At 29.7% G+C, this 24,310-nt stretch carries 17 protein-coding genes; 11 read left to right on the forward strand and 6 right to left on the reverse strand.

Annotated features, from left to right (window positions below; genetic code table 11):
- Window positions 1–92: 92 nt before the first annotated feature.
- The 3 genes from CPJCM30710_RS07425 to CPJCM30710_RS07435 form a co-directional block, all read right to left on the reverse strand.
- Window positions 93–1,097 (reverse strand): arabinose ABC transporter substrate-binding protein, encoded by a 1,005-nt coding sequence (locus CPJCM30710_RS07425; RefSeq protein WP_212903537.1) that lies wholly within the window; start codon window positions 1,095–1,097, stop codon window positions 93–95.
- 92 nt (window positions 1,098–1,189) lie between these two features.
- On the reverse strand, window positions 1,190–2,815 hold the full coding sequence (locus tag CPJCM30710_RS07430) for a response regulator transcription factor (RefSeq protein ID WP_212903538.1): 1,626 nt from the start codon (window positions 2,813–2,815) through the stop codon (window positions 1,190–1,192).
- A gap of 25 nt (window positions 2,816–2,840) precedes the next feature.
- Window positions 2,841–4,580 (reverse strand): sensor histidine kinase, encoded by a 1,740-nt coding sequence (locus tag CPJCM30710_RS07435; protein WP_212903539.1) that lies wholly within the window; start codon window positions 4,578–4,580, stop codon window positions 2,841–2,843.
- Window positions 4,581–4,920: 340 nt separating this feature from the next.
- Between CPJCM30710_RS07435 and CPJCM30710_RS07440 the strand changes: the two genes are divergently transcribed.
- The 4 genes from CPJCM30710_RS07440 to CPJCM30710_RS07455 all read left to right on the forward strand — a co-directional run bounded on the left by CPJCM30710_RS07440 (window position 4,921) and on the right by CPJCM30710_RS07455 (window position 9,976).
- Window positions 4,921–6,426, forward strand: a complete 1,506-nt coding sequence (locus tag CPJCM30710_RS07440) for a sugar ABC transporter ATP-binding protein (RefSeq protein WP_212903540.1) — start codon at window positions 4,921–4,923, stop codon at window positions 6,424–6,426.
- Window position 6,427: 1 nt separating this feature from the next.
- Window positions 6,428–7,453 (forward strand): ABC transporter permease, encoded by a 1,026-nt coding sequence (locus CPJCM30710_RS07445; protein WP_212903541.1) that lies wholly within the window; start codon window positions 6,428–6,430, stop codon window positions 7,451–7,453.
- 272 nt (window positions 7,454–7,725) lie between these two features.
- Complete coding sequence (locus CPJCM30710_RS07450; RefSeq protein WP_212903542.1) at window positions 7,726–8,745, forward strand: arabinose ABC transporter substrate-binding protein; 1,020 nt, start codon at window positions 7,726–7,728, stop codon at window positions 8,743–8,745.
- Window positions 8,746–8,926: 181 nt separating this feature from the next.
- A complete protein-coding gene (locus tag CPJCM30710_RS07455) occupies window positions 8,927–9,976 on the forward strand; it encodes an aldose epimerase family protein (RefSeq protein WP_212903543.1) in 1,050 nt (349 codons plus the stop codon).
- Window positions 9,977–10,408: 432 nt separating this feature from the next.
- On the opposite strand, the gene CPJCM30710_RS07460 is transcribed toward CPJCM30710_RS07455, so the two are convergent.
- On the reverse strand, window positions 10,409–11,524 hold the full coding sequence (locus tag CPJCM30710_RS07460) for a lipocalin family protein (protein WP_212903544.1): 1,116 nt from the start codon (window positions 11,522–11,524) through the stop codon (window positions 10,409–10,411).
- A gap of 258 nt (window positions 11,525–11,782) precedes the next feature.
- Between CPJCM30710_RS07460 and CPJCM30710_RS07465 the strand changes: the two genes are divergently transcribed.
- The 6 genes from CPJCM30710_RS07465 (at window position 11,783) to CPJCM30710_RS07490 (ending at window position 20,409) form a co-directional block, all read left to right on the forward strand.
- Window positions 11,783–13,576 (forward strand): cache domain-containing sensor histidine kinase, encoded by a 1,794-nt coding sequence (locus CPJCM30710_RS07465; RefSeq protein ID WP_212903545.1) that lies wholly within the window; start codon window positions 11,783–11,785, stop codon window positions 13,574–13,576.
- Window positions 13,573–15,132: a response regulator gene (locus CPJCM30710_RS07470; RefSeq protein WP_212903546.1), complete on the forward strand. Its 1,560-nt coding sequence runs from the start codon at window positions 13,573–13,575 to the stop codon at window positions 15,130–15,132. The genes CPJCM30710_RS07465 and CPJCM30710_RS07470 overlap by 4 nt, the downstream gene beginning before the upstream one ends.
- A 536-nt stretch (window positions 15,133–15,668) precedes the next feature.
- Entirely contained in the window at window positions 15,669–16,970 is a 1,302-nt protein-coding gene (locus CPJCM30710_RS07475; RefSeq protein ID WP_212903547.1) for an ABC transporter substrate-binding protein, read from the forward strand.
- 106 nt (window positions 16,971–17,076) lie between these two features.
- Window positions 17,077–18,021: a carbohydrate ABC transporter permease gene (locus CPJCM30710_RS07480; protein WP_407644979.1), complete on the forward strand. Its 945-nt coding sequence runs from the start codon at window positions 17,077–17,079 to the stop codon at window positions 18,019–18,021.
- 101 nt (window positions 18,022–18,122) lie between these two features.
- On the forward strand, window positions 18,123–18,917 hold the full coding sequence (locus CPJCM30710_RS07485; protein ID WP_246503489.1) for a carbohydrate ABC transporter permease: 795 nt from the start codon (window positions 18,123–18,125) through the stop codon (window positions 18,915–18,917).
- A 55-nt stretch (window positions 18,918–18,972) separates the two neighbouring features.
- Entirely contained in the window at window positions 18,973–20,409 is a 1,437-nt protein-coding gene (locus tag CPJCM30710_RS07490) for a glycoside hydrolase family 32 protein (protein WP_212903549.1), read from the forward strand.
- A 124-nt stretch (window positions 20,410–20,533) separates the two neighbouring features.
- On the opposite strand, the gene CPJCM30710_RS07495 is transcribed toward CPJCM30710_RS07490, so the two are convergent.
- Both CPJCM30710_RS07495 and CPJCM30710_RS07500 read right to left on the reverse strand, forming a co-directional pair.
- Entirely contained in the window at window positions 20,534–20,842 is a 309-nt protein-coding gene (locus CPJCM30710_RS07495) for a nitrous oxide-stimulated promoter family protein (RefSeq protein WP_212903550.1), read from the reverse strand.
- 20 nt (window positions 20,843–20,862) lie between these two features.
- Window positions 20,863–21,735, reverse strand: coding sequence for a DUF4405 domain-containing protein (locus CPJCM30710_RS07500; protein WP_212903551.1), 873 nt, complete (start codon window positions 21,733–21,735; stop codon window positions 20,863–20,865).
- Between the two features lie 421 nt (window positions 21,736–22,156).
- Between CPJCM30710_RS07500 and CPJCM30710_RS07505 the strand changes: the two genes are divergently transcribed.
- Window positions 22,157–24,226: a penicillin-binding transpeptidase domain-containing protein gene (locus tag CPJCM30710_RS07505; protein WP_212903552.1), complete on the forward strand. Its 2,070-nt coding sequence runs from the start codon at window positions 22,157–22,159 to the stop codon at window positions 24,224–24,226.
- The last annotated feature ends 84 nt before the right edge of the window (window positions 24,227–24,310 follow it).

Here is a 24,310-nt window from a genome sequence, read left to right on the forward strand (position 1 = left end):
GTAATTTTTTGCTTGAAAAAAGGAATTATTATTGTGTGAATAACAATTCCTTTTTTTGTATGAAATTATTAAAGATAAACAAACTTCAATTCTTATTTTAACATTAAGTTTTTATAGTTATCTCGAGTAATTATTTTATCCCTTATTAAATATTTATCAGGTATCTTTTTTTCAAATAATAGATTTTCCATAAGCTCTTTAGCAGCAGTTTCACCTACTTCAGTAGGATTTATATATGCAGAGGCTAGAAACCCTGAAATTTCTTTTTCAAATTCATACTTTGCTATTGATTCTCCTAAGCCAATTGCTATAGCATCTTTAGCAAGTCCTGATTGCTCTAAGGCTCTTATGGCTCCAGTGCATCCTTCTTCATTAGCAGACATGACAAACCAATTTTTTATATTTTTATTATTAATTATGGTAGAAGCTGCAGAATTAAAGGCTTTTTCAGCTTCTCCATTATAATCTGCTCTAAAGATGTTTTCCTTTGGAAAATTAGGCAGTCTTTTTGTAAAAGTTTCTAATTGTCCTTCAGTTCTAGGAATACAGCTTGATACAGAATCCATTGTCATAAGTAAAAGTCCAGATGAGTGAAGCTCATCTAACTTATTGTTTGTGTTTAGATAATCCACTAGATAATTGGCTATATCTTGTCCAATTTGGGTGGCATCTATTCCTACAAAAGGAGCTAAGTAATTACCTTTGTCATCTGTAAGAGGATCATCGCATGCGATAACAGGAATATTTGATTTTTTACATCTATCAACAGTAATTTTACTTAGTTTTTGATCAGGAATGCACACCAGTATTCCACTTACTTTTTGAGTAATTAAGTTATCTAAAGCTGACAAATATACATCAGGATTCATTCTAGCATCTATTGTAATAACATCCGTTGCACTCATTTTTAACGCTTGATTTTTGGCTGCTTTTCCTTCTTCTTCAAACCAGGATTCATCCAGCGTCTTATATATAATAGCAATGACAATGTCTGGTTTTTTACTTACTTTATTATTTTGCTTGTAATTTATATTAGCATTAAATACACCTATAATAATAACAATTGTAATTATTATAAAAAATATTTTTTTGTTCATATTAAATTTTCCTACCTCTTTAATATTGATTGTTAGCTTAACATAAAGAATAGTGTTAGCCAATAATTATTGTAAGTTATATATAAACTTTATTAAAATTTAGAATCTCTAAATTGATTTGGAGTAATGCCTGTAACTTTTTTAAATAAGATACTAAACTGTTGAGGGCTAGTAAATCCTAACTTTTCCGATATTTCATAGAGTTTATAGTTAGTTGATAAAATCAATTCCTTAGATTTCTCGATTCTAGCTTTTAAAATATATTGTGTGACATTTTCACCTGTTTCTTCTTTAAATATTCTACACAGGTAAACTTTATGAACATTAATATAATCCGCTATATCTGTTAAGCTTAGAGAGTAGTTGCTTAAATTTTTATTTATATAATCTATTGAGTCTGACACCCTTTTGCTATATTTATTTTTTGAAGAAGTATTATATTTAATCTTAATTATTTTAGTGAATACTTCAATAAACCAGCTGCTTATTTCTTCAACAGTTTCCTTTGATGATAGAGTTTCTATAGGTATATAAGAACATGAAAAAATTTCAGTATAGTTTATGGTATATATATTACAAGTTTTTATTATTAAATCTAAAAGAGATGAATTTATATAATTGAGATAATTAAACTGCATAAATCCTTTTACGTCATTATTATATAAATATGTTATTTCAGATTCTAATTTAGCTATATCACTTTCTTCGATAGCCTTGCTAATAGAGTTAATTCTTTTATCTAATATATTAGTATCTAAATTAAAGTTTCTAACAAAGGTATTGTTTAAAATGATTTTTCCAGTTCCTAAGAATACCTTCATTTTAGAAAGTTTAAATACCTCATCCCTATATTTTTTCATTCCAGAAAGTTTTTTGAATGTTGAGCTTATACTTATTGTTAAGCTGATATCATATATCAGAGAAACTCTTCTTTTTATTTCTTGTGCTAAATAATAGCATTCATTTATTATGTCAGCTTGGCTATTAGTAGGAGTTAGCTGTATAATAGCTGTAAACTCACCATTATCGCTATAAAAGCTTTCGCCAATGTTAAAGTCTTCTATAACTCCATTAATAGTTTCAACAATTTCATTGAGTTTTTTTTGATAAAAATCTTCGTTTTCTATATGTTTAAAAAAATTATCTATTTGTATGAAAAACAGCGCGTAAAGCTTTCCTTTTAAATTAAGGTTAAAATTCTCAATAAGCTTATAACACTCTTCTTCAGTTAAATAGTTAAATATAAGCTTTCTTAGTGCTATATCTTTATGTTCTTCTAGTAAGCTTAATAGGTTAGACTCCTTTTTAGTAGTGCTATTTTCCCTATATATATTATTTAAACTCTCTAGTTCACTTTTTGTTTTGGAAAGTATGCCATATAAGTCATTGGAAGATATTAAGTCTTTTATTAAATAATCTGTTACACCCATTTTCATAGCTCTTTGAGCATAAGTAAAATCCTCATAACAACTTAGTATTAAAAACTTTTGACTCTTATTTATTTTTTGTATTTCTTCTATTAGGTCTAGACCGTTCATAACAGGCATTTGTATATCTGTAATTATAAGATCAGGTTTTATATCAATATATTTATCCAAGGCCTCTTTACCATTTGATGCATAACATGCTATCTCAAAATCAGTATTTTCCCAATTTATGATATATGAAAGAATTTCCCTTGCCGGTTTTTCATCATCAACAACCATAACTTTATACATCTAAACACGCTCCTTTATTATGTTTTTAGTAAATATATGGGATGTTAAATTCTATACAAGTTCCTATGCCGCTCTTGCTGTATATATTTAACTTATATTCACTTCCAAAGTACAGCCTAAGCCTTTCGCTGACATTAGTGAGGCTAATACCGTTGGAACCTTCATGGTTAACTTTGTGTTTGGATATTCCTATTCCATCATCTATTACTCGTATATTTATAAAATCTTTTTGAGGTAATATATCTACCCTAATGGTTCCGGAAAAACTTTTAGGTACAATTCCATGATAAAGAGAGTTTTCAATAAGAGGTTGAAGTATGAGTTTAGGTATAAGGCATGTCTCCAATTCTTTCGGTATAGTATATATTAATTTTACTATGTCTCCATATCGATACTTCTGTATATTTAAATAATTCTCTACACATTTAAGTTCTTCTTTTATAGTTATAAGCTTTTTATTTGTAGATATACTTTGTCTTAGTAACATGTTAAATGATTGAATCATTTCTCGTATTTCCACTTGATTATTTTTCATGGCTAAATAATTTATAGTATTTAATGTATTGTGTATAAAATGCGGGTTTATTTGTGATTGTAATAAATCTAATTGAGTTTTCATAGATTCCACTTCTAATTTTTTATTCTCTTCTTCTTCTCTATATATTTGTTCTATTAAGTTTTTTATACTAGTAACCATCCTATTAAAGCTATTAACCAGGTATTTAAGCTCATCTTCAGTTTTAGATTCTAATTTATGTGGCCAGTGGCCTCTTTCAAACATATTCATTGCTTTTGTTATATCATATATAGGATCTGTTATTTTTCTTGAAGTTCTATGACTTATGAAAATTACTATTATGATACTAAAAATACCGATGAAATAAACTAAGTTTCTAATGATATTTAAGTTCTTTGTTAGGGACTCTAAAGAGATTAATCCTATTATTCTCCAATCGGGATAACTTTCTATGACACTATTAAATTCAATGTAGGTTTTATTGTTTATTTTTATCTTATCATTGTTAACCTTTTCAAGAAGTGCATTGTTATAGGGGATAGCGCCTACTTTATATATAAGATTCCCGTTTCTATCAACTATAAAAGTACTATCAAAAACACCTTCACAATAGGTATCTATATTTTTAAATAAATTTTTCTTCTTAATGTTCAACATAAGATAACCTATAGGAGTATAATTTTTCTTGTCCAAATATCTAGAGAAATAAGTTATAGTTGTTTTTTTCTCGTAATCGGGATTCGTATAATTTAATGGAAAAGTATTAGGTAGTGAAAACTTATTTGAATAACCACTTTCTATAAAATTATCCAATTCCTTATTTTCATATATCAATTTATTGTAGGGATACCTTGAATAAAGAGGATCCACTATTTTTTTGTCAATTGTTAAAGGAATAATCGAAATTATGTAATTGCTCCATCTACAGTATTGAGATAGCGCATTTGAAAATTCAATATCATTTATTGCTTTATCGTATTTATTGCTATTGATTTTGGTCATAAATTCATAAACATTCTTGTCATTTTGAATCATATAAGAGTCATGCCGTATAGAATCTAAGTTTTCGTTAAGCATTTTTGATACTACAATTATCTTTTCTTTTGTAACATTATTATATTGTTTAACTATTTCTTGTGAAAATATAAAACTTATAGATGAGGTAATCACTAACACTAACGCAAGTATTATTATGGAAAAGTATATTGTTATTCTATTTCTTATCTTAGTAATTCTTATTGTCTTCACTATATCACCCCAATAAATTATAACATTAAAAATATTACCATAAAAGTTTTAGTTTGGTTTTATAAATTAGGTTAATATTTTATAAAAAAGGTTAATATTTGGTATTATTCTCAGATAAACGATTACATTATAATTTAATTAAAGATCAGGGAAAACTTACAGGAAAGTACTGGATGAAGCAATTTAGAAAGAAGTCCTTTCGGATATTTTATTCCTAAAATATAAATATGAATGGGAGGTGGATTAGTACTGATTTGATTTATAAATATTAAGGTTAACGGTGAACTAATTTAATTATTAATGTAATCTTACAGAACTTACTTTAATAGAGGTGAAAGATATGAACAATGTATTAGAGTTTAGAAATATAACGAAGTACTTCCCAGGAGTAAAAGCTTTAGACAACGTTAGTTTTAAGGTGGAAAGTGGAGAAGTGCTAGCCTTTTTAGGAGAAAATGGAGCAGGAAAGTCTACACTGTTAAAGACACTAAATGGTGATTACCAGCCAACTAGTGGTGAATACTTGCTTAATGGAGAAGTAAAGCATTTTAATAATCCTAAAGAAGCCATAGATGCTGGTATAAGTGTAATTTATCAAGAAAGACAAGTTCTAATGGAACTTAGTGTTGCAGAAAATATTTTTTTAGGAAGATTGCCAGTAGGGAAAAACGGATTAATAGATACTCAAGAACTATATTCTATGGCACAGAAAATAATTGATGAGTTTGGGTTGCCAATGGATCCTAGAAGTAAAGTAAAGGACATTAGCATTGCTCATCAGCAAATGGTAGAAATAATGAAAGCATATAGTAGAGAAGAGTTAAAAGTAATAGCCTTTGATGAACCTACTGCAAGTTTATGCGATAGTGAAATAGAGATTCTCTTTAAAACTATAGAAAAGCTTAAGAAAGAAAACAAAATTATTATATATGTATCCCATAGAATGAAAGAGCTAGATGAATTAGCAGATAAAATAGCTATTTTTAAAGATGGAAGATATGTGACTACTGTTAAGAAGGGTGAGGTATCACAAAAGGAACTTATTAAGATGATGGTTGGCAGGGATTTAGGTGACATATTTAATAATTTAGATAGGAATAAGAAAATTGGTGATACTTTACTTGAGGTTAAAAACCTATCTTCAGATTCCGTAAAAGATATTTCCTTTAAACTTAGAAAAGGAGAAGTTCTAGGATTTTCTGGTCTAGTTGGAGCAGGAAGAACAGAAATTATGAGAGCTATAATAGGAGCTGATGCTGTAAAGTCTGGTGAAGTTATACTAGAAGGAAAAGACGTTATAAGTAAGTCGCCAAAGGAAGCCATGAAAAATGGAATAGTTTTGGTTCCAGAAGATAGAAAAACTCAGGGGATATTACCTAACATGAGTGTAGGTGAAAATATCAGTATTTCAATATTAGATAATCTTATTAATAAATTAGGTTTTATAAATAAAAAACAAGAAGATACTATTGCAGAAGAGGCAATTAAAAAATTCAAAGTTAAAACATCTAGTCCAGAAAAAAAGATAATCGAGTTAAGTGGGGGTAACCAGCAAAAGGCGATTGTGGCCAGGTGGCTTGCTACTAATCCGAAGGTTCTTATTTTGGACGAGCCTACTAAAGGTATAGATATTGGAGCTAAATCTGAATTTTATAATCTAATAAATGATGTTGCTAAGGAGGGGATGGGTGTCATACTAATATCATCTGAACTGCCAGAAGTAATTGGATTGAGTGATAGAATCATTGTCATGAAATCAGGAAATATAACTGGTGAATTTGCTAGAAAGGATGCGACAGAGGATAAACTACTTGAATATGCAATGTTAGAGGAAGGTGGAAATTAATATGAGTAATAATAAAAAGTTTATGTCTAAAATCCCAAATGATAAGATAGGTCTTATTATTGCACTAATTGTAATCGTTATGATTTTCTCATTTTTTAATAAAAATTACTTTAGCAATACAAATATGATGAACATACTAATAGCAGCATCTCTTACTGGATTAGTAGCTATTGGGGAAACATATTTGATTATTGCTGGTATGATTGATCTGTCAGCAGGTTCCGTAGCTGCTTTTGCCAGTGTTTTAGCTGCCGTTTTGTTATCAAAAGGGGTTAACCTTGGAGTAACTTTAATAGTTGTAATTGCATCAGGAGTTTTCTTAGGTTATGTAAATGCATTAGGTGTAAATAAGATAAAACTAGAACCTTTTATATCCACATTGGCAACGATGTCTATACTAAGAGGTGTTGCTTATATAATTTGTGATGGTAAACCTGTTTATATAGCGAATCAAACTGTTATTAACTTTGGTAAAAACAGATTTTTAGGTATTCCAATGCCTGTAATTATATTAATATTAGCATTTGTAGTATTTGGAGTTTTATTAGCTAAGACAAGGTTTGGAAGAAGTGTATATGTTATAGGTGGAAACAAGGAAGCTGCAAGACTTGCTGGTTTAAATCCTCAAAGAATAACAACTATTCTATTTATGATTACTGGAGCACTATCAACATTAGGTGGATTTATACTAGCAGCACGTATGAGTTCTGGACAACCAGCTGCTGCAAATGGTCTTGAATTCGATGCAATCACAGCAGCAGTTTTAGGTGGAACTGCATTTAGTGGTGGTGTTGGTACTATATTTGGTACTGTATTAGGTGTCTTAATATTACAAGGTTTTAATACAGGATTAATTATGCTTAATGTTCCAGTATTCTGGCAGTATATAGCAAGAGGATTACTATTAGTTATTGCATTAGCATTTGACTACTTAAGAAAGAAAAATAGAGAAAAGAAATTATTAGCACAGAGTATGTCTAATACTACTACTAGCCCAAATAGTATAGCAGTGCAGCAGATTTCTTAAAATAGCTAAATGATAGAACATAAATTTAGATAAATTATTCTATAGCTAGATTTGATAAAGATAAACAACTTCAATCTTTAAACAATTCATGTTTAATAAAATTTAATAGGCATCGAGCCTATTAAATTTGAGCCAGATTTCACTTTGTGAAATGGCAGCAAATAACCTCGACATGCAATGCTTTTTCATGAATTATAAGTTCAGTTATGAAGTTGTGTATCTATAATTAAATTAACAATTCTTATTTATAAAGAACAGGGGAGGATTTAATTATGAGAAAAAAGACTTTAGGTTTATTAATAGGTACTTTACTGGTAAGTTCTATGTTTGTGGGATGTGGAGCAAATCCATCTTCACAGGAAACTTCATCAGGAGGAGATAATAAAAAGGTAGTAATTGCAGGTATATATAAGGCTGGAGACCAAGTATGGTTTATAAACGAAGGCAAGGCAGCAGAAAAAATGGCTAAATCAATGGGAGCAAGTGAATATCAACTCATTGATGCTAAGATGAATCCAGACACGTATCTTCAGGCAATTGATAACGTTATAGCTCAAAAGGTTGATGGAGTAATAACTTGTATACCAGATCAAAAGTTATCACAGGTTACTGTAGATAAGTTGAAAGATGCTAATATACCAGTTATTGCTGCTGATGATGCTCTACAAGATGAAAGTGGTAATAAAATAGCGCCATGGGTTGGCATAAATGCATATAAAATTGGTCAAACAAACGGTGAATGGCTAGCTAATTATATTAAAGAAAATAAATTAGAAAATGATAATCAGGCAGGAGTTCTTGTATTAACTATGGATACTGTATCTAGCTGTGTGCCAAGAACTAATGGTGAACTGGACAAGTTTAAAGAAGTACTTCCTAATTACCCAGATTCAAAGATTTTCAAAGCTGATTATGATGGACAAACGGATAAAGGTTTTAGTTCCGCAGCTGCAATTTTTACAGCACATCCAGAGATTAAAAAATGGATGGTTATGAGTGCTAATGAAGAAGGAGCAGTTGGTGCTACAAGAGCATTAGAACAAGCTGGTTTAGACAATGAATCTTGTGTAATAGGTATCGGTGCTTACTTAGCAAAAGATGAATTTAAGAAAAGCTCTTCAGCTATGAAGGCAGCAACATACTTCTCATCTAATGATGTAGGAGGTAACTCAGCTAAGTTAATGATGGAAAAAATCTTAAATGGTAAAGAGATCCCAATGGAAACAGCTGTTGATGCAACAGTAGTAACAAAAGACAACTATAAAGAAGTAATGGGCGATGATGCCAATTAAGTTTATGTTTATTTAAAAAGTTAACTTAATTTAATATATCTTTTTATTTAGCAGATCCTTTCATTAAATATATAAAACCCTAAGAGTAGCAAAATTCACCCCACACCCTTTGCTACTCTTTTAATTTTAAAAAAGAAAAAAATCTTAAAAATAAATTTATTAGTTGATTGTAGGTGGTATCATGAGAATAGAAAATAAGGTAATTGGAAAGATACAAAACAAGGATATTATAAGTTATGAACTTGTAAATGATCATGGTTTTCAGGTTAATATACTAAACTATGGTGGAATTATTACAGATATTTTAGCACCAGATAAAAATGGTGTTTTAGAAAATGTAGTTTTAAAGTATAAGAATTTATGTACTTATGAGACAAATCCTTCCTACTTTGGCGCTACGATTGGAAGAACGTCAGGAAGAATATGTGAAGGAAAAATAGAGTTAAACGGAGATACTATAGTTTTTAACAAGAATTATGATGTACACCAAGGACACGGAGGTAATATAGGTTTCAGTAAAAAGTTTTGGAAAGGTAAAACCTTTGTAGAAGGTGATAAAGCAATCCTTAATCTCAGTTATATAAGTGTTGATGGTGAAGAAAATTATCCTGGAAATTTAAAAGTAGAAATACAATATATGGTTACAAATAATAATGAATTAATTATAAGGTATAAAGGTGTTAGTGATAAAACCACATTAGTTAATCTAACAAATCATTCTTATTTTAATTTAAGTGGTAACGCAAAAGAAAATATCTTAAATCATTCACTATATATAGATAGTGATTATTTATTAGAATTAGATTCAACACAGGTACCAACGGGGAAATTATTAAATGTAGAAAAAACTCCCTTTGACTTTACAACAATAAAAAAAATAGGACAGGATATAGATAAGGAGTGTGAACAGATAAAGATAGGATGTGGCTATGATCACACTTGGTTTTTAAATAAAAATGATAACTGCAAAGTACACATATACCATGAAGCTTCAGGAAGAGCTTTAGATATATATACTGATCAAGTTTCTGTAGTAGTGTATTCTATGAATTTTCCTGATGAAGAACTACTATTTACAGGAAGAAAAGCTGAAAAGAGAGATGCTATTTGTTTCGAAACCCAAAGTCCTCCTATTGGAAGAAATAACAGCTTTATTGAATATTCAATTTTAAGAGATAATGAGGAATATGCTAAAGAAACAACTTATAAATTCTATGTTAAAAAGGATTAAAAGAGTGAAAATGTAGTGATTAAGGGCTATCTAAATTTAGGTAGTCTTTTTATATTTCAGTTTATTGGAGTTTGAGGAAAGGAGGAATTGTTCTTGTGAAATATAGGTTGAAAAGGGGCAGGAAAGTTTGTAAATCTGCATGTTTTCTATATGTTTTTATGTTTTTTTCTTGTTAAAAAGATTTCTTTTTTTTATTTTTTCTTCTCTCTTTAATATAAAAGAAAATTGAGAATATACATATTAATAATGCAAAGTCCATCCATTTTAATTCTAACGGATGGACTTGATTAACTTATAATTCATGAAAAAGCATTGCATGTCGAGGTTATTTGCTGCCATTTCACAAAGTGAAATCTGGCTCAAATTTAATAGGCTCGATGCCTATTAAATTTTATTAAACATGAATTGTTTAAAGATTGAAGTTGTTTATCTTTATTCAGTTGTTTTGCATTTGAAGTTTGCATATCCCACCAATTCCATAAACCCTTTACCCCTAGTTAATTTTATTGAGTTATTTGGCAGCGCTTCTCTAACTGATACAGAACAGGCACCTTCCCATATAGCCTGAAGAGGAAATACGACAGGCATTTCTTGTTCAGGAAAATTTGGTGATATTTTTACATTCATTGAGAATTCAGGTATTAAGATGGACCAATTTTGTGGATAAACGACCCCCGTATCGGGACTTTTCCAGAAGCTTCTAGGCTTAATGCAGACATTGGTTGTAAATTTTAGACTTCCGTCTTTTTCAATAAGATTGGCCAGTGGTGAAAATGTTTTGCCTGTTTTAATTGAACGGAACTCGTTGATAACAAGTTCACGACCATCGTCTAATTGAAGCCCAAACCAATTCCAACCGGTTTTTATAATCAGTCCTTTTGAAAACCCCCATTGATGATCAAACCAACCACTTCCGGACACATTTTCCTCTAGATTGTTTTTGACGATTGATCCATGTACCTCATTATTTGTAAATGAGTAGTAGTACAATTCATCAGGTTTACCATCTCCACCAATTAAGGCGGCAGGTTTGGTAGGTGTGAATATCAAGTTAATATCAAGTCCCTGTTCCTTTATATGGACATTAAATTGGCCACTTTTTTCATCTATAAATTCAAGTGAATTTTCTCTGTATATTAAGCGAGTAGGGTCTTTTTCTATTAATGTAGGTTCCATTAATTGGTCAGGGGAAATGTTTAGTTTTATATAATCCTGATATATTCTCCAAAGTTTCTTGTTTAAAGTACAATGAAGCAGGTAATAAGGAATGAACATTGAATTTAAATTACAAACTAGATTTTTATTTAAGAATGAAAAGTTTTTTCGGGAGTTGTCTTTTAAATTAATAAGTGAAAATATTAAGTAGCGTCCCTTTAAAAATGGGATATAACCTACGTTAAAGAAGGAAATTACTACTGCATATTTGCTTCCTGCATTACCATCTAAAAAAGCAAAACAGTACCACCATTCTAGGTTTGAACAGAGGTGAGATCCTGTGTCTTTAGGAAGAAAGACTTTTTTTAGTATGTTACTTTTTTCATTGAACACGATATTTTTCTCCACTTACTCACTATCTTATATATTTATGAAATAAGTTGGATTAAGGTTACTTAAATTTTCAATTTAGGATTTTGTTTATATACTATTAGGTTGACGTTGAGCACTATATGATTTAACTATGTTAATTTGATTACATATTTGGAATAAAATCCTACATGAATTACATTGTTCATGATATAATAATTTTGTATTATATTGTTAAATATTAGCATAAAAAATGTAAGTTGCTACAAAAGGATGGAATTTATGCATAAAAAGAAATTAAATCTATATGGAAAAATGGTATTGATTTATTGCTTTTTAATCTTAATCCCTTTTACGATTTTATTACTTTGTTTTTATCTTCGTTCTGTAAAACAAATAGAAAATAATTTTACATCTTTCATGAAGGAGAATAATGCACAGTTAAATGAAAGAATAAATATGGTTATATCAGATATAGATAGAGTATCTTCTTTATCTATTATCGATAGAGAAGTTCAAGATATATTAGGAAAGGATTATAAACCAAATACTAAGGAATATGTAAACGATGTAAACACGATGAATCGTTTAATAAGTAGTTCCAGCACATTAAACTCTTTTTACTATGAAGTTATTTTTATAGGGGAAAACGGTCAATATTATTCTAACTTACCATCAACACCACCCAATAAAGGTTTAATCGAAAAATGGATACCAATAGTTAAAAGGTTAAATGGACAAAAAATGATAACAGACATCTATAAGGGAAATAATGGAACAGAATATATATCTATCAATAGAATGCTTTTAAATTCTATAAATTTTAAAGAGAATGGTTTTGCCTTTGTTAATATTAGATTGGAGGATTTTCAAAGGTTTCTAAGAAGTAATATTGAAAAGCAGAATTTTTTTAGTAACACAATAGTTCTAGGTGATAAAAATGTTATTTATTATTCCAAAGAACACGAATTAATTAAAAATGAGTGTAGTGACGATGTCATAAAAAGAGTAAATAACAACTGGAGAGAAATAGAAAATAATAAATATAAATTAACATTAGGCTCAGAACAATATCTGTTAGTTGGCACAACTAATGAAGTTACAGGATGGAAAATAATTCAGTATATTCCTATGAGTTATATATCCGCGCAGTCTAAAGAATCAGCTTATTTTTATATACTAACAATGTTGCCTATTCTAGGTTTATTTATATTTATAGGATACTTTATATCCGCGAGGATAATTAATCCGGTTTATAAACTGAAAAAAGCTATGAAAAATGTAGAAGAAGGGGAATTTACAACGGTATTAGAAGATAATTTAAAACAGGATGAAATGGGAGAATTAATTCATTCGTACAATCAGATGGTTCGTAGATTAAAAGAGAGTATTTATCAAAACTATATAGCTAAGATGAATCAGAAAAAGGTAGAATTTAAAATGTTAGAGGCGCAAATAAATCCTCATTTTTTATATAATACCTTAAATTTGATTAGTTCTATGGCAGAATTAGAAGGAATTGATGATATAAGTATAATTTCAAATAGTTTATCTGAGATGTTTCGATATAATATAAAAGCAGGAAGTATTGTTAAAATTGGTGATGAGTTAAATCAAATAAAGAATTATATAGCTATTCAAAAGATGAGGTTTTTAGGGAAATTTGACTTTCAATATATGATAAGTAAGGATATTGAAGAATATTTCATGTTAAAGTTTTTATTGCAACCCTTAGTAGAGAATGCAGTATTCCATGGCTTAGAGAATAAAGATGGACAAGGCTCCTTATCTATAGAATTCAAAGAAGAAAACAACATCTTAATTATAAATATTGAAGATAACGGAATTGGAATAAATGAAGATATACTTAAGAGATTAAATGAAAAATTAAATCTGCCTCGTGAAAATATCATAATTGAAGATAAATCTGAACATATAGGAATCGAAAATGTACATTTTAGAATAAAGGATTACTATGGAGAAAATTATGGGGTAAAGGTATTTTCAAAAATAAATAAAGGTACAAAAATTCAATTGATAATACCAGTTATGAAAAGGGGTGATGAGATTTTATGAAAATTTTAATTGTTGAAGATGAATTTTATACAAGAAAAGCCCTTATTAAAATGTTAACAGATAGGTATGATTCCATCGAAGTGATTGATGAAGTAGAGAATGGGTTAAAAGCAGTTGAATATATAAAGGAAAACACCCCAGACATTATTATCACAGATATAAGAATGCCTCAAATGAATGGGATTTCATTAGTTGAACATATAAACTACTATAATAAAAATATAATTACTGTAATTATAACTGGATATGCAGAGTTTGAATATGCACAAAAAGCGATAAAATATGGTGTAAAAGAATATTTATTAAAGCCTATAAATAAAAGCAAGTTATATGAATTATTTGATTCCTTAGAGAAGTTGGTTGTGATTCAAAAAAATGAAAGACAAATGGAAGAAAGATTAAAAGAGGCTGATAGAATACTAGTTGAAGAAAAAATAAATAAAATTATTAGCAAAACTAATATTATAACAAAAGATGATTTATCTAGCCTCCTAAACCTTAAAGAACATGATTTTAGTTATCGTATGGTTATATTTAAACAAAGATATAGTTTTAATACCATTGACAAAGGAAAAATAATAGATGAAATAAAAGGTAAAGAGAGTATACGTATTTTTTCTAATTCCTCTAATCCAAAAGAAGTAATGCTTATATGTTTTGGAGATAAATGTAGAAATAAATATGAGGAGTTACAATATCCGAAGCAATTGTTTTCCATAAAGAGATATCTTAATTCTCAAAATAAAGATAACGTAGTTGTTGGAGTTAGCAGTACTTTTTCTAACTTAAATGATTTATCCCGTGCCTACGAAGAGGCTAGTTATGCATTAAATAACCATTATCTTAAAGGATGGGGTAAAGTATTTGAATACGAGGAAACTAAAAAAGTAGAGATTTCTAGGAGTGTCTTTGATGAGTACTATAGAGTTTTTAAGCATATGATTTCTGAAGGCAGAGAAGATTTATGTATAGAAGCTGTTAATAAGATTTTTGAAAAAATAAATCAGGCTAAGAATACAAATTTTTATATAGTTCAAGACGTATGTTTAAAAATTATAAATTTAATATATGATAATTGGCAAAATGTTCAGGATAGAAATGAATATATTTTAAAAGCAGGAGAGCACCAAATAATACGGTTTTCAGATTTTAATGAGTTAAGAGAAATTCAAGAGCATATGAATAATTTAATCAAGGAGAGTTGTGAAGCAATTATAAGACAGAAAAAATGTGAGCAAACGTCGGTGGTAGAAAAAGTACAGAGTTATTTAGAAGAGCACTATTTTGAAGATGTTTCTTTAGAAAAGCTATCTGGTATTTATTTTGTAAATTCTTCGTATTTAAGTAGAGTGTTTAAGGAAGAAACAGGAGACACATTTTGTGGAGCACTATTAAAGCTACGTATGAATAAAGCAAAAGAGCTGCTAGTTGAAAATAAGCTAAATGTATCTGAAATTGCTACTTTAGTTGGTTATAATAATATAGCATATTTTATAAAAACATTTAAAAGTTATTATGGTATGACACCAGGTCAATATAAAAAAGATATTATATAGAAATTTTAATTGCCTGCAGCTTATATATTGCAGGCAATTTTTAATTTTTATAGGAACCAATATTAAGTGACTTTATAGGTAACGTAATATTATTTTTACAAAGGTAAAAAAAGTTATATAAAAGTGAACAAAAATATTATATTTTTTGATAGCTAGTGAGGCTATAATAAAATCAAGATTTGGAAACATATATGATTAAAAATGCATTCCAAGTTATAGATATTGTTCTATTAAAGATAAACAACTTCAATCCTTAATCAATTCAGGAAAATAGCCTCGACATGCAATGCTTTTTCTAGGATATACAAGTTCAATTCTTAATTCAATATGAACTTGTATATCATGAATTATAAGTTCAGTTATGAAGTTGTGTATCTATAAAAAACTTACATTTACCTTGTAAACGTTTATTGGAGGGGTGACAGTATAATTAGGTGTAGTGGTCATTATTAAGGAGGGGATAGATATTTAATCTGATTTTATAACTATGGAGTTATTTAGATTTAATTTAAATTATACGAGGTAGGGGGAGAATAATGGGAAGAAAAAGTAAGAAATTAGTTATGTTAACTTTAATTATCAGTTTAGCTACGGGCTTAGTTGGATGTGGTAGTAAAGCTAGTGATAATGAAGTAAAAAGTGGAAGTTCTAAAGATGTAACATTAAAAGTCTGGTTGCCAGCACACTCCGATCAAGAAAATGCTACTTTAGAGAAAATATTTAAAGATTTTAATAAAGTCAATGAAGGAAAAATAAAAGCTGAATATGAGTTTATTCCTAGAGGAAACTCATTTGCTTACGAAGATAAGATTAGTGCTGCTGTTGCTTCTAATTCATTAGCAGATGTAATCATGATGGACGGGCCAAACATTAGTAACTACGCATATTCAGGTATAATTCAACCATTAGATGAGCATATAACGAAAGATGATCTTTCTGACTTTGTTGGATCTGCTGTTGATCAAGGAACTTATGATGGAAAGTTATATGCATTAGCTCCTACAGAGTCAACTGTAGCATTATTCTATAATAAAGAAATTTTAGATGCTGCAGGTATAAAACCACCAACTAAATTAGAAGATGCATGGACATGGAATCAATTCTTAGATGCAGTTAAAAAAGTTAATCAACCTGGAAAAGTATATGGATTAAACATACATCCAGACTTTGGTACTGGTGAGTGGATGACTTATATGCCAACACCATTTGTATGGTCAAATAATGGTTCAATTATTTCAAAAGATGGTTTAAAAGCAGATGGTTATATTAATAGTCCTGAAGCAGTAGAGGGAATGAAATTCTTCCAAGAAGCTGCTAAATATGCAAATTGGCAAGCTACTCCTACTGAATTTGAAGAAGGAAAAGCAGCCTTCACAATTAGTGGTTCTTGGGCAGTACCAACTTGGGAAAAGAATTATCCAAATTTAAAATGGGGTGTTACTTTCTTCCCATACAGCAAGACTAAAACATCACCATCAGGGGATTGGTCTTGGGGTGTAAGCTCTAAATCAAAAAATGTAAAAGAAGCTGCAGAATTTATAAAATTTGTTACAAACACAGATAATGTAGTAGACTTTGCTAAAACATCTGGAAAGCCACCTGCAAAAAAATCAGCTTTTGATAAAATGCCAGAATGGGATCAGTATCCAAGAAGTGTTTTAAAACAGCAAGTTTTAAATACAGCTCATCCAAGACCAAAAACACCTGCATATCCAGTCTTAACACAAGAATTTGCAGCAGCTGCTGTTGATATAGTTTTAGGTGCTGATGTAAAAGAAAGACTAGATAAAGCTGCTAAAAAAGTTGATGAAAACAGTAATAGATATTTTAAAAAGTAGTAAATAAGGGCCCTGTAGCATACAAGCTTATCCCTTTAGAACAAAGCCTAGATGCTCTGTTCTGAAGGGGAAGCTATATTAAGATATTTAGAGGGGAGAGAGAATTGTGAAAAATGAGGTTAGCATTTATGCACCTAGTGACAAAAAGAAAAAAAGACTGGCAGCAAATTCTACATCACTAGGACGAGAAAGAGAAAAAATGATATTAGGAATAATGTTTATTATACCTGCATTGATTTTACTATTTACTTTTTTAATATTACCTACAATTTTGGCATTTAAATATAGTTTTTATGATTATAACATTTTAATGCCTGCAAAAACGAGTTTTATAGGATTGAAAAATTATATAACAGTATTAAAAGATGAGACATTCTGGAATGCTATGAAAAATACTTTTTACTTTGTAGTACTTGTTGTTCCTTTTCAAACTGCTCTAGCATTATTTTTAGCAATACTAATAAATAAGAAATCAAAAGTTACTAATGTTTTTAGAATAGGTTTCTTTAGTCCTGTGATCACATCTATAGTGGTAATTTCAATTCTATGGACATTCTTATATTCAAAAACCGGATTAATTAACAATTTCTTAGGTCTATTTGGAATACCTCCACAACCTTTTCTTACCAGTGAAAAACAAGCTATGAATTCAATTATATTTATGTCTGCATGGCAGGCAGCAGGCTACTTTATGATGATATTCTTGGCTGGATTGCAAGACATACCTAAACATTTATATGAAGCAGCTTCCATTGATGGTGCAAATAAAATACAAGAATTTTGGTATGTTACTTTACCAGGCTTAAAAAATGTATTTAAGTTTGTAATTTTAATGACAACAATTCAAGCCTTTAAGTTATTCCAACAACCATTTATTATGACTGGTGGAGGACCAAATGGCAGCACGGAAACTGTAGTTCAGCTTATATATAAAGAAGGATTTCAATATAGAAATGCAGGATACTCTTCGGCAATAGCTATAATATTTTTCTTAATTATTATTACTATTTCAATAGGAATGCAAAAACTTTTAACAGAAAAAACAGCATAATTCATTTATACTCTATTTAATATTAAATTTGTGAGGTGATAACGATGATGTCTTCGTCATACTTTAAACGTAAAAGACTAAAAAGCAAAGTGGAATTGATTTTGATTTCAATTGTTTTCTTATTGTTTATTTCTCCATTGTTATGGATGATTGTATCTTCATTTAAGCCTGAGCAGCAAATTTTTAAGGACATGCAGTCGTTAAAAGCTTTTATTGTAAACAATCCAACAATTGAGAATTACAAAAATGCTTTCAGTAGAGTTACAATATTTAGATATATAGGAAATAGTATATTTTATGTTAGCTTAATAACTATATTCGGGCTAATTGTAAACTCATTATGCGGGTATGCTCTCGCAAAACTAAAGGTACCAGGAAGTAAATATATAGTTACTCTAATTATATCTTTAATTATTATTCCATTTGAAAGTATAATTTTACCATTGTATTTAATTATTAATGATTTTGGATGGACAAATAAATTAATTGCTCTCGTAGTACCTTTTATAGCAAATTGCTTCAATATATATTTATTTAGACAATTCTTTTTAGGAATTCCGGATGAATTAGAAGAAGCTGCTAGTATAGATGGTGCTTCAGTATTACAAATATTCATAAAAATTGTATTACCTTTATCAAAAACTATGTTTGCAACGATATTTATACTTACATTTGTTACTCAATGGGGAGATTTTATGTGGCCATTAATTGTAGCCTCTGATGACTCCATAAGAAACATCCAAGTAGGGTTACAATTCTTCTTCACCGATCCACCTATAAGGTATGGTGATATTTTAGCGGCACTTACATTCTCAACAGTACCGTTAGGAGTAATATTCTTAGCTTTCCAAAAATATTATGTTGAAGGAATTTCATCATCAGGTATAAAAGGATAAAGTAATTTAATTATTTATAAATTTTAGAGTAAATAAAGATTAAAAGGAGATAAGGATGTATACTGTTAAAAATGCTTTAGAATATATTAAAGAAAATACTATAAGTGTTAAAGATGATTGTTGGAAACTAGGATATCATATTATGCCTCCCGTTGGTTGGTTAAATGATCCTAATGGATTAATCCAATATAATGATGAATACCACGTTTTTTATCAATATTATCCTTATGGAGCAGAGTGGGGGCCAATGCATTGGGGACATGTAAAGAGCAAAGATTTGGTTAATTGGGAACAACTGCAAGTTGCGCTTGCGCCTGATCAACCATATGAAAAAGGATGTTTTTCTGGTAGTGCAGTAGATAATGATGGGGAGTTGACTTTAGTTTATACTGCTCATGATGATGATAAAAATCCTAAAGAAACTCAATGTATTGCTACGAGCAGAGATGGAATAAACTTTACAAAGTATGAAAATAATCCTGTTATACCTAATCCACCAGAAGACGGTACTCAAGACTTCAGAGATCCAAAAGTATGGAAGCATGAAGATAAGTGGTATATGGTCGTGGGTAACAGCAGTAATGGAAAAGGACGAGTGTTGCTTTACTATTCAGAGGATTTAAGAGAATGGAACTATAAAGGAGTAATTGCAGAGAGTGATGGAACACTAGGTGATATGTGGGAATGTCCAGATTTATTTAAGCTTGGAGATAAATATGTGCTAGTAGTTTCACCAATGAATATGGAAAATCATAAAAATATTTATATTATCGGAGATTTAGATTATGAAACGGGTAAATTTATAAAAGAATCTTACCATGAAATTGATTATGGACAAGATTTTTATGCAGCTCAAACTTTCTTAGATAACAGTGGTCGTAGAATTTTGATCGGATGGATGAATATGTGGAGAACTAAAATACCTACTCAAAGAAAAGGATGGGCAGGAGCACTTACTTTACCTAGAGAGTTAAAATTATCAGAGGATGGTACGGTTACAGCTATGCCAATAGAGGAGGTTAAGCTTCTAAGAAAAACTAGTTATGAATTTAGTGATATTAAAGTAACAGAAAATGAAGAAGGTTATTTAAAAGAAGTAAAAGGAAAGCATATTGAAATGGAAGTTACCTTTGATATCAGCAACTGTACTGCTAGTAAATTTGGTATATTATTAAGAGCTTCAAAAGATCATTGTGAAGGTACTTACATTGTTTATGATATGAACACTCAGGAGATAATTGTAGATAGAGCAAAATCTGGAGAGGGAGAGTGTTGTATAACAACAGCTTCACTACCACTTAATAATAGTACACTTAAGTTACGTGCATTTATTGACTCCAGTTCTTTAGAAGTATTTTGTAATGAAGGAGAGGTAGTTCTTTCAAATAGAATTTATCCTAATGAAACAAATCTAAGTATTGATTTATTCTCTAAAGATGGAGACGTAAATGTTGGTTCCTTTAAAGCTTGGGAATTAAAGTCTATTTGGTAAATAATCAATAGTATTAGTAAAGAACTTGATAATTATTAAAATTTGAATCAAGGAGCAATCCTTGATTTTTTCTATTATAGAGGGAGTATTTTCAGAACAATACTAAAATCATATAGATAAAATTTTAAAATCTCAAACTATCAATTAGATGAAATAAAGTCATAACAGGATGTGTTAGAATCAATTTAGGGCCGATTGTTCTCATTACATTTCTAATACTTTGGCGCATTTCAGGCTTATAGCAGTGAATTTTGCATTTAGCACATACAGGTTTTCTAGCTCCAAATTTACAGCAATCAAGCCTTTTTAGAGCATAATTAATTAGCAGGGAACATTCCTCACAAGGAATGTTCTCTGCATTATGTGTACTTTTACAATATAGTTTAATCATAGTTTGTATGGTTTTCTGTTCTCTTAACAATTTATCTTTCAAAAATTTTCCCTCACAAATTTTTAATAAGTTGGTTTTAAAGCTTTAGTTGTTAGCAATTTTTCTATATTATAGGTTATTATTGAAAAAACTGCAATGATACTAAGATAAGTGGTTAATATTGTTAATAAACTAGAAGAATTAGGGGCTTTCATATTTGGAGGAGCCCCTTGACCACCGTCTTTTTTTACTGGTAACTCTGATGGATTTCCATTGTTACCACTTATTTTTTGTTCTCTAGAAGACGTATCATTACTCAATTTATTCTCACCATTTTGAGGTTCTTTGTTCATATCTTTACCTGGTCCTAGCATTGGGTCTCCAGTAAAGCTGCTTACTATAGATGATACCCTAGAAAAATAATTTACTGAATATATGTTATATGCACCGAAACTAAATACTAAAACAACAGATATTATAGCAGTAACTTTAGATAGTTTATTTTTATTTGTTATTCTAAATATTTTTTTAAGCATATTTTTTATCCAAGTCCAATGAAGTCCAATATGAATTCCTATCAATAAAAGAGAAAAATATGATACAGATATATGAAGCATTTTTAAAAGTTGTTTGTTACCAATGTTTATATTTGGAAATAGAACTTTTGAAATTAAAACACCACTGATAATTATATATCCCATAGCAAATAAAAGAAGTACATTAATTATATATCCAAATCTTGTTTTAAAAGTGATTTTGGGGTTAAAAAGCTTTAAAGTAACCTGTTTAACCCATTTCCAATTTAAAGCTATATGAATTATAAAAGCCACTCCTAGAGATAAACCAGCAGTTTCATGGAATCTAAGTCCTGCTACTGCCATTTTGTTGAATAGTAAAACAAAAACTATTGACATTAATAAATCTAATGTTATTTTAACAAAGTTTATTTTTTTCATAGATTATACTCTCCTTGTTTTTAGGTATTATCATTTTAGTATTTATAGATAAGTTACTTCAATACTTAAACAATTTATGAAAACAGACTATAAATGCAGTGATTTTTCATAAATTATAAAGTTTGTTATGAAGTTGAAAAACATAAACTATAAGAAAAATATACACTATAAATGTCGCAAATCGATGGGAAAATTGTGAACAAATTGTAACAAATAAATCTCTTAGCCCTATACCATTAATGTTCAATATAACATTACATCTTAGTTTGTTAACCTCCTCGGAGGTAGTGAACAATTTGTGAATGCAAATTGGTTTGCCATATGCGAAGGTAGCTATGGAGATGATAATGATTTAGAAATATCACATAAATGCATAATTTGTAAGTATATGTTAAAATAAGTGGAAGGAGGGGACGGTAAAATGATAAATACCTATATAACAAGGAGATTTTCTCTTTTAGTTGCAACAGCAGCATTAATGGCAGTTTCTCTTATATTTACAGCTTGTGGTAAAGAGCCAGATGCTTATGGAACTTTTGAGGTTTATAAGGAAAAGTGGGAGAAAAAAGAGTTTGATGAAATGTATAGTATGCTTTCCAATAAAACAAAAGAAACAATAAGTGAAAAAGACTTCATAGAAAGGTATTCTAATATTTATAAAGGAATAGATGGAGAAAATATATCAATAACTGTAGATAGCAGCAATGATTCTAAAGACAGCAAAGAAGATACTATTAAAATTCCTTTTAGTATTAGTATGGATACATTAGCTGGAAATATAAAAATACCAAAGTATGAAGTAACTCTAATAAAGGAGAAAGTAGATAAAAAGAAGCAGTGGAGTATAGTGTGGAATGAAAAAATGATATTCCCTGATATGGAGCCAGATGACAAGGTTAAAGCTCAAAGCTTTTATGCTAAACGTGGAGAACTTTATGATAGAAATGGAAAAGGCTTAGCGATAAATGCTCCTATCATTACTTTGGGGATACATCCAAGTAAGTTTAACAATGCTAATATAAAAGAAATGACTAAAATACTAGATATACAAGCTGAGTTTATAGAAAACAAGTTAAATGCTAATAACAATCCAGAGTTTTTTGTACCAATTGTTGATATAGCTCCTAGCGAAGAAGCTAGAATATCTGAGGTTATGAAACTAGAGGGTGTCTTGCAGCAAAAAAAGGATGGAAGAATATATCCAGGCGGAGAAGCTTTTGGTTCGTTAATAGGCAATATTGGTCCAGTAACGGCAGAGGATTTAGAAAAACTGAAAGGAAAAGGATATAACTCCGCAAGTGTAATTGGAAAGAGAGGCTTAGAGCAGACTTATGAAGAAAAGCTTAAGGGAGAAAATGGAGGAATAATATACATTTCAAAGCAAAAGGATGGAAAAGAAATAAATAAAATTGAGATAGCTAAAAAGGAAGTAAAACATGGTGAGAGTATAAAACTCGCCATTGACTTTGATTTGCAGAAAAAAATCTATCAAGAGATGAATAGGGAACCAGGAGCTGCTGCCGCAGTAAATCCTAAAAATGGCGAAGTATTAGCTATGGTAAGTTCCCCATCTTTTGATTCGAACGTATTTACAACTTATACTACTGAGAGTCAAAAGGTTGCTTGGAAAAATAGTTTAGAAACAGAATTTACGAATAGATTTAAAAACGTATATTCTCCTGGTTCTACTTTTAAACTAATTACTGCAGCTATAGGTTTAAATAAAGGTATAATAAAACCAGAAGAAGCGATAAATATACAGGGAAGTGAATGGCAGCCAGATACTTCTTGGGGAGAGTACAAGATCACTAGAATGGTCGATCCAGGAAGATCCGTTAATCTAAAGGATGCCTTTGTATATTCTGATAATATATATTTTGGAAAGGCTGCTCTTAATGTAGGTAAAGATGATTTTACTAAAGAAGTGACCAAATTTGGATTAGGTGAGCAACTACCAATAAGTTACCCAATAACAAAGTCTCAAGTAGCCAACGGAGACAGTATTAAGAGTGATGTACTGCTAGCGGATTCAGGTTTTGGGCAAGGCGAGATATTGATGAGTCCTCTTCATATAGCACTAGTTTATAGCTCTGTTGTTAATGATGGTAATATTATGTCTCCTACTCTAGAAAGCGTTAATGAAAATAACCCTTCTAAAGTGTGGAAGGAGAATTTAATATCTAAAGAAAACACAAAAGTTCTTATAGATGGACTTACAGCAGTTGTTGAAAATACATCAGGTACAGGACATAGTGCAAAGATAGACGGAGTTTCACTAGCAGGAAAAACTGGTACTGCAGAACTTAAAAAGAGTTATGATGATAAGGATGCAGAACAAGTTGGATGGTTTGTATCAATGAATACAGATAATCCTAAAATAGCAGTCTCTATGGTTATGGAAAATGTGAAAGATCGTGGAGGAAGCCATTATGTTGTTCCTAAGGTTAGAAATATAATGGAGTACTATTTAGTTCAGAATAAACAAAACTAAAGAATTTACTACAAAGAGATTGTCTCAAAATGATTTTTAAAATCATTTTGAGGCAATCTTTTTCTATGTTTTTAGTAGATTATT

Source organism: Clostridium polyendosporum (genome assembly GCF_018332455.1).
Lineage (GTDB): Bacteria > Bacillota > Clostridia > Clostridiales > Clostridiaceae > Clostridium_AY > Clostridium_AY polyendosporum.

Coding starts and splice junctions, on each gene's coding strand:
- CPJCM30710_RS07425 (WP_212903537.1), bottom strand. CDS start 1,097: ATGAACAAAAAAATATTTTTTATAATAATTACAATTGTTATTATTATA.
- CPJCM30710_RS07430 (WP_212903538.1), bottom strand. CDS start 2,815: ATGTATAAAGTTATGGTTGTTGATGATGAAAAACCGGCAAGGGAAATT.
- CPJCM30710_RS07440 (WP_212903540.1), top strand. CDS start 4,921: ATGAACAATGTATTAGAGTTTAGAAATATAACGAAGTACTTCCCAGGA.
- CPJCM30710_RS07445 (WP_212903541.1), top strand. CDS start 6,428: ATGAGTAATAATAAAAAGTTTATGTCTAAAATCCCAAATGATAAGATA.
- CPJCM30710_RS07450 (WP_212903542.1), top strand. CDS start 7,726: ATGAGAAAAAAGACTTTAGGTTTATTAATAGGTACTTTACTGGTAAGT.
- CPJCM30710_RS07455 (WP_212903543.1), top strand. CDS start 8,927: ATGAGAATAGAAAATAAGGTAATTGGAAAGATACAAAACAAGGATATT.
- CPJCM30710_RS07465 (WP_212903545.1), top strand. CDS start 11,783: ATGCATAAAAAGAAATTAAATCTATATGGAAAAATGGTATTGATTTAT.
- CPJCM30710_RS07470 (WP_212903546.1), top strand. CDS start 13,573: ATGAAAATTTTAATTGTTGAAGATGAATTTTATACAAGAAAAGCCCTT.
- CPJCM30710_RS07475 (WP_212903547.1), top strand. CDS start 15,669: ATGGGAAGAAAAAGTAAGAAATTAGTTATGTTAACTTTAATTATCAGT.
- CPJCM30710_RS07490 (WP_212903549.1), top strand. CDS start 18,973: ATGTATACTGTTAAAAATGCTTTAGAATATATTAAAGAAAATACTATA.
- CPJCM30710_RS07500 (WP_212903551.1), bottom strand. CDS start 21,735: ATGAAAAAAATAAACTTTGTTAAAATAACATTAGATTTATTAATGTCA.
- CPJCM30710_RS07505 (WP_212903552.1), top strand. CDS start 22,157: ATGATAAATACCTATATAACAAGGAGATTTTCTCTTTTAGTTGCAACA.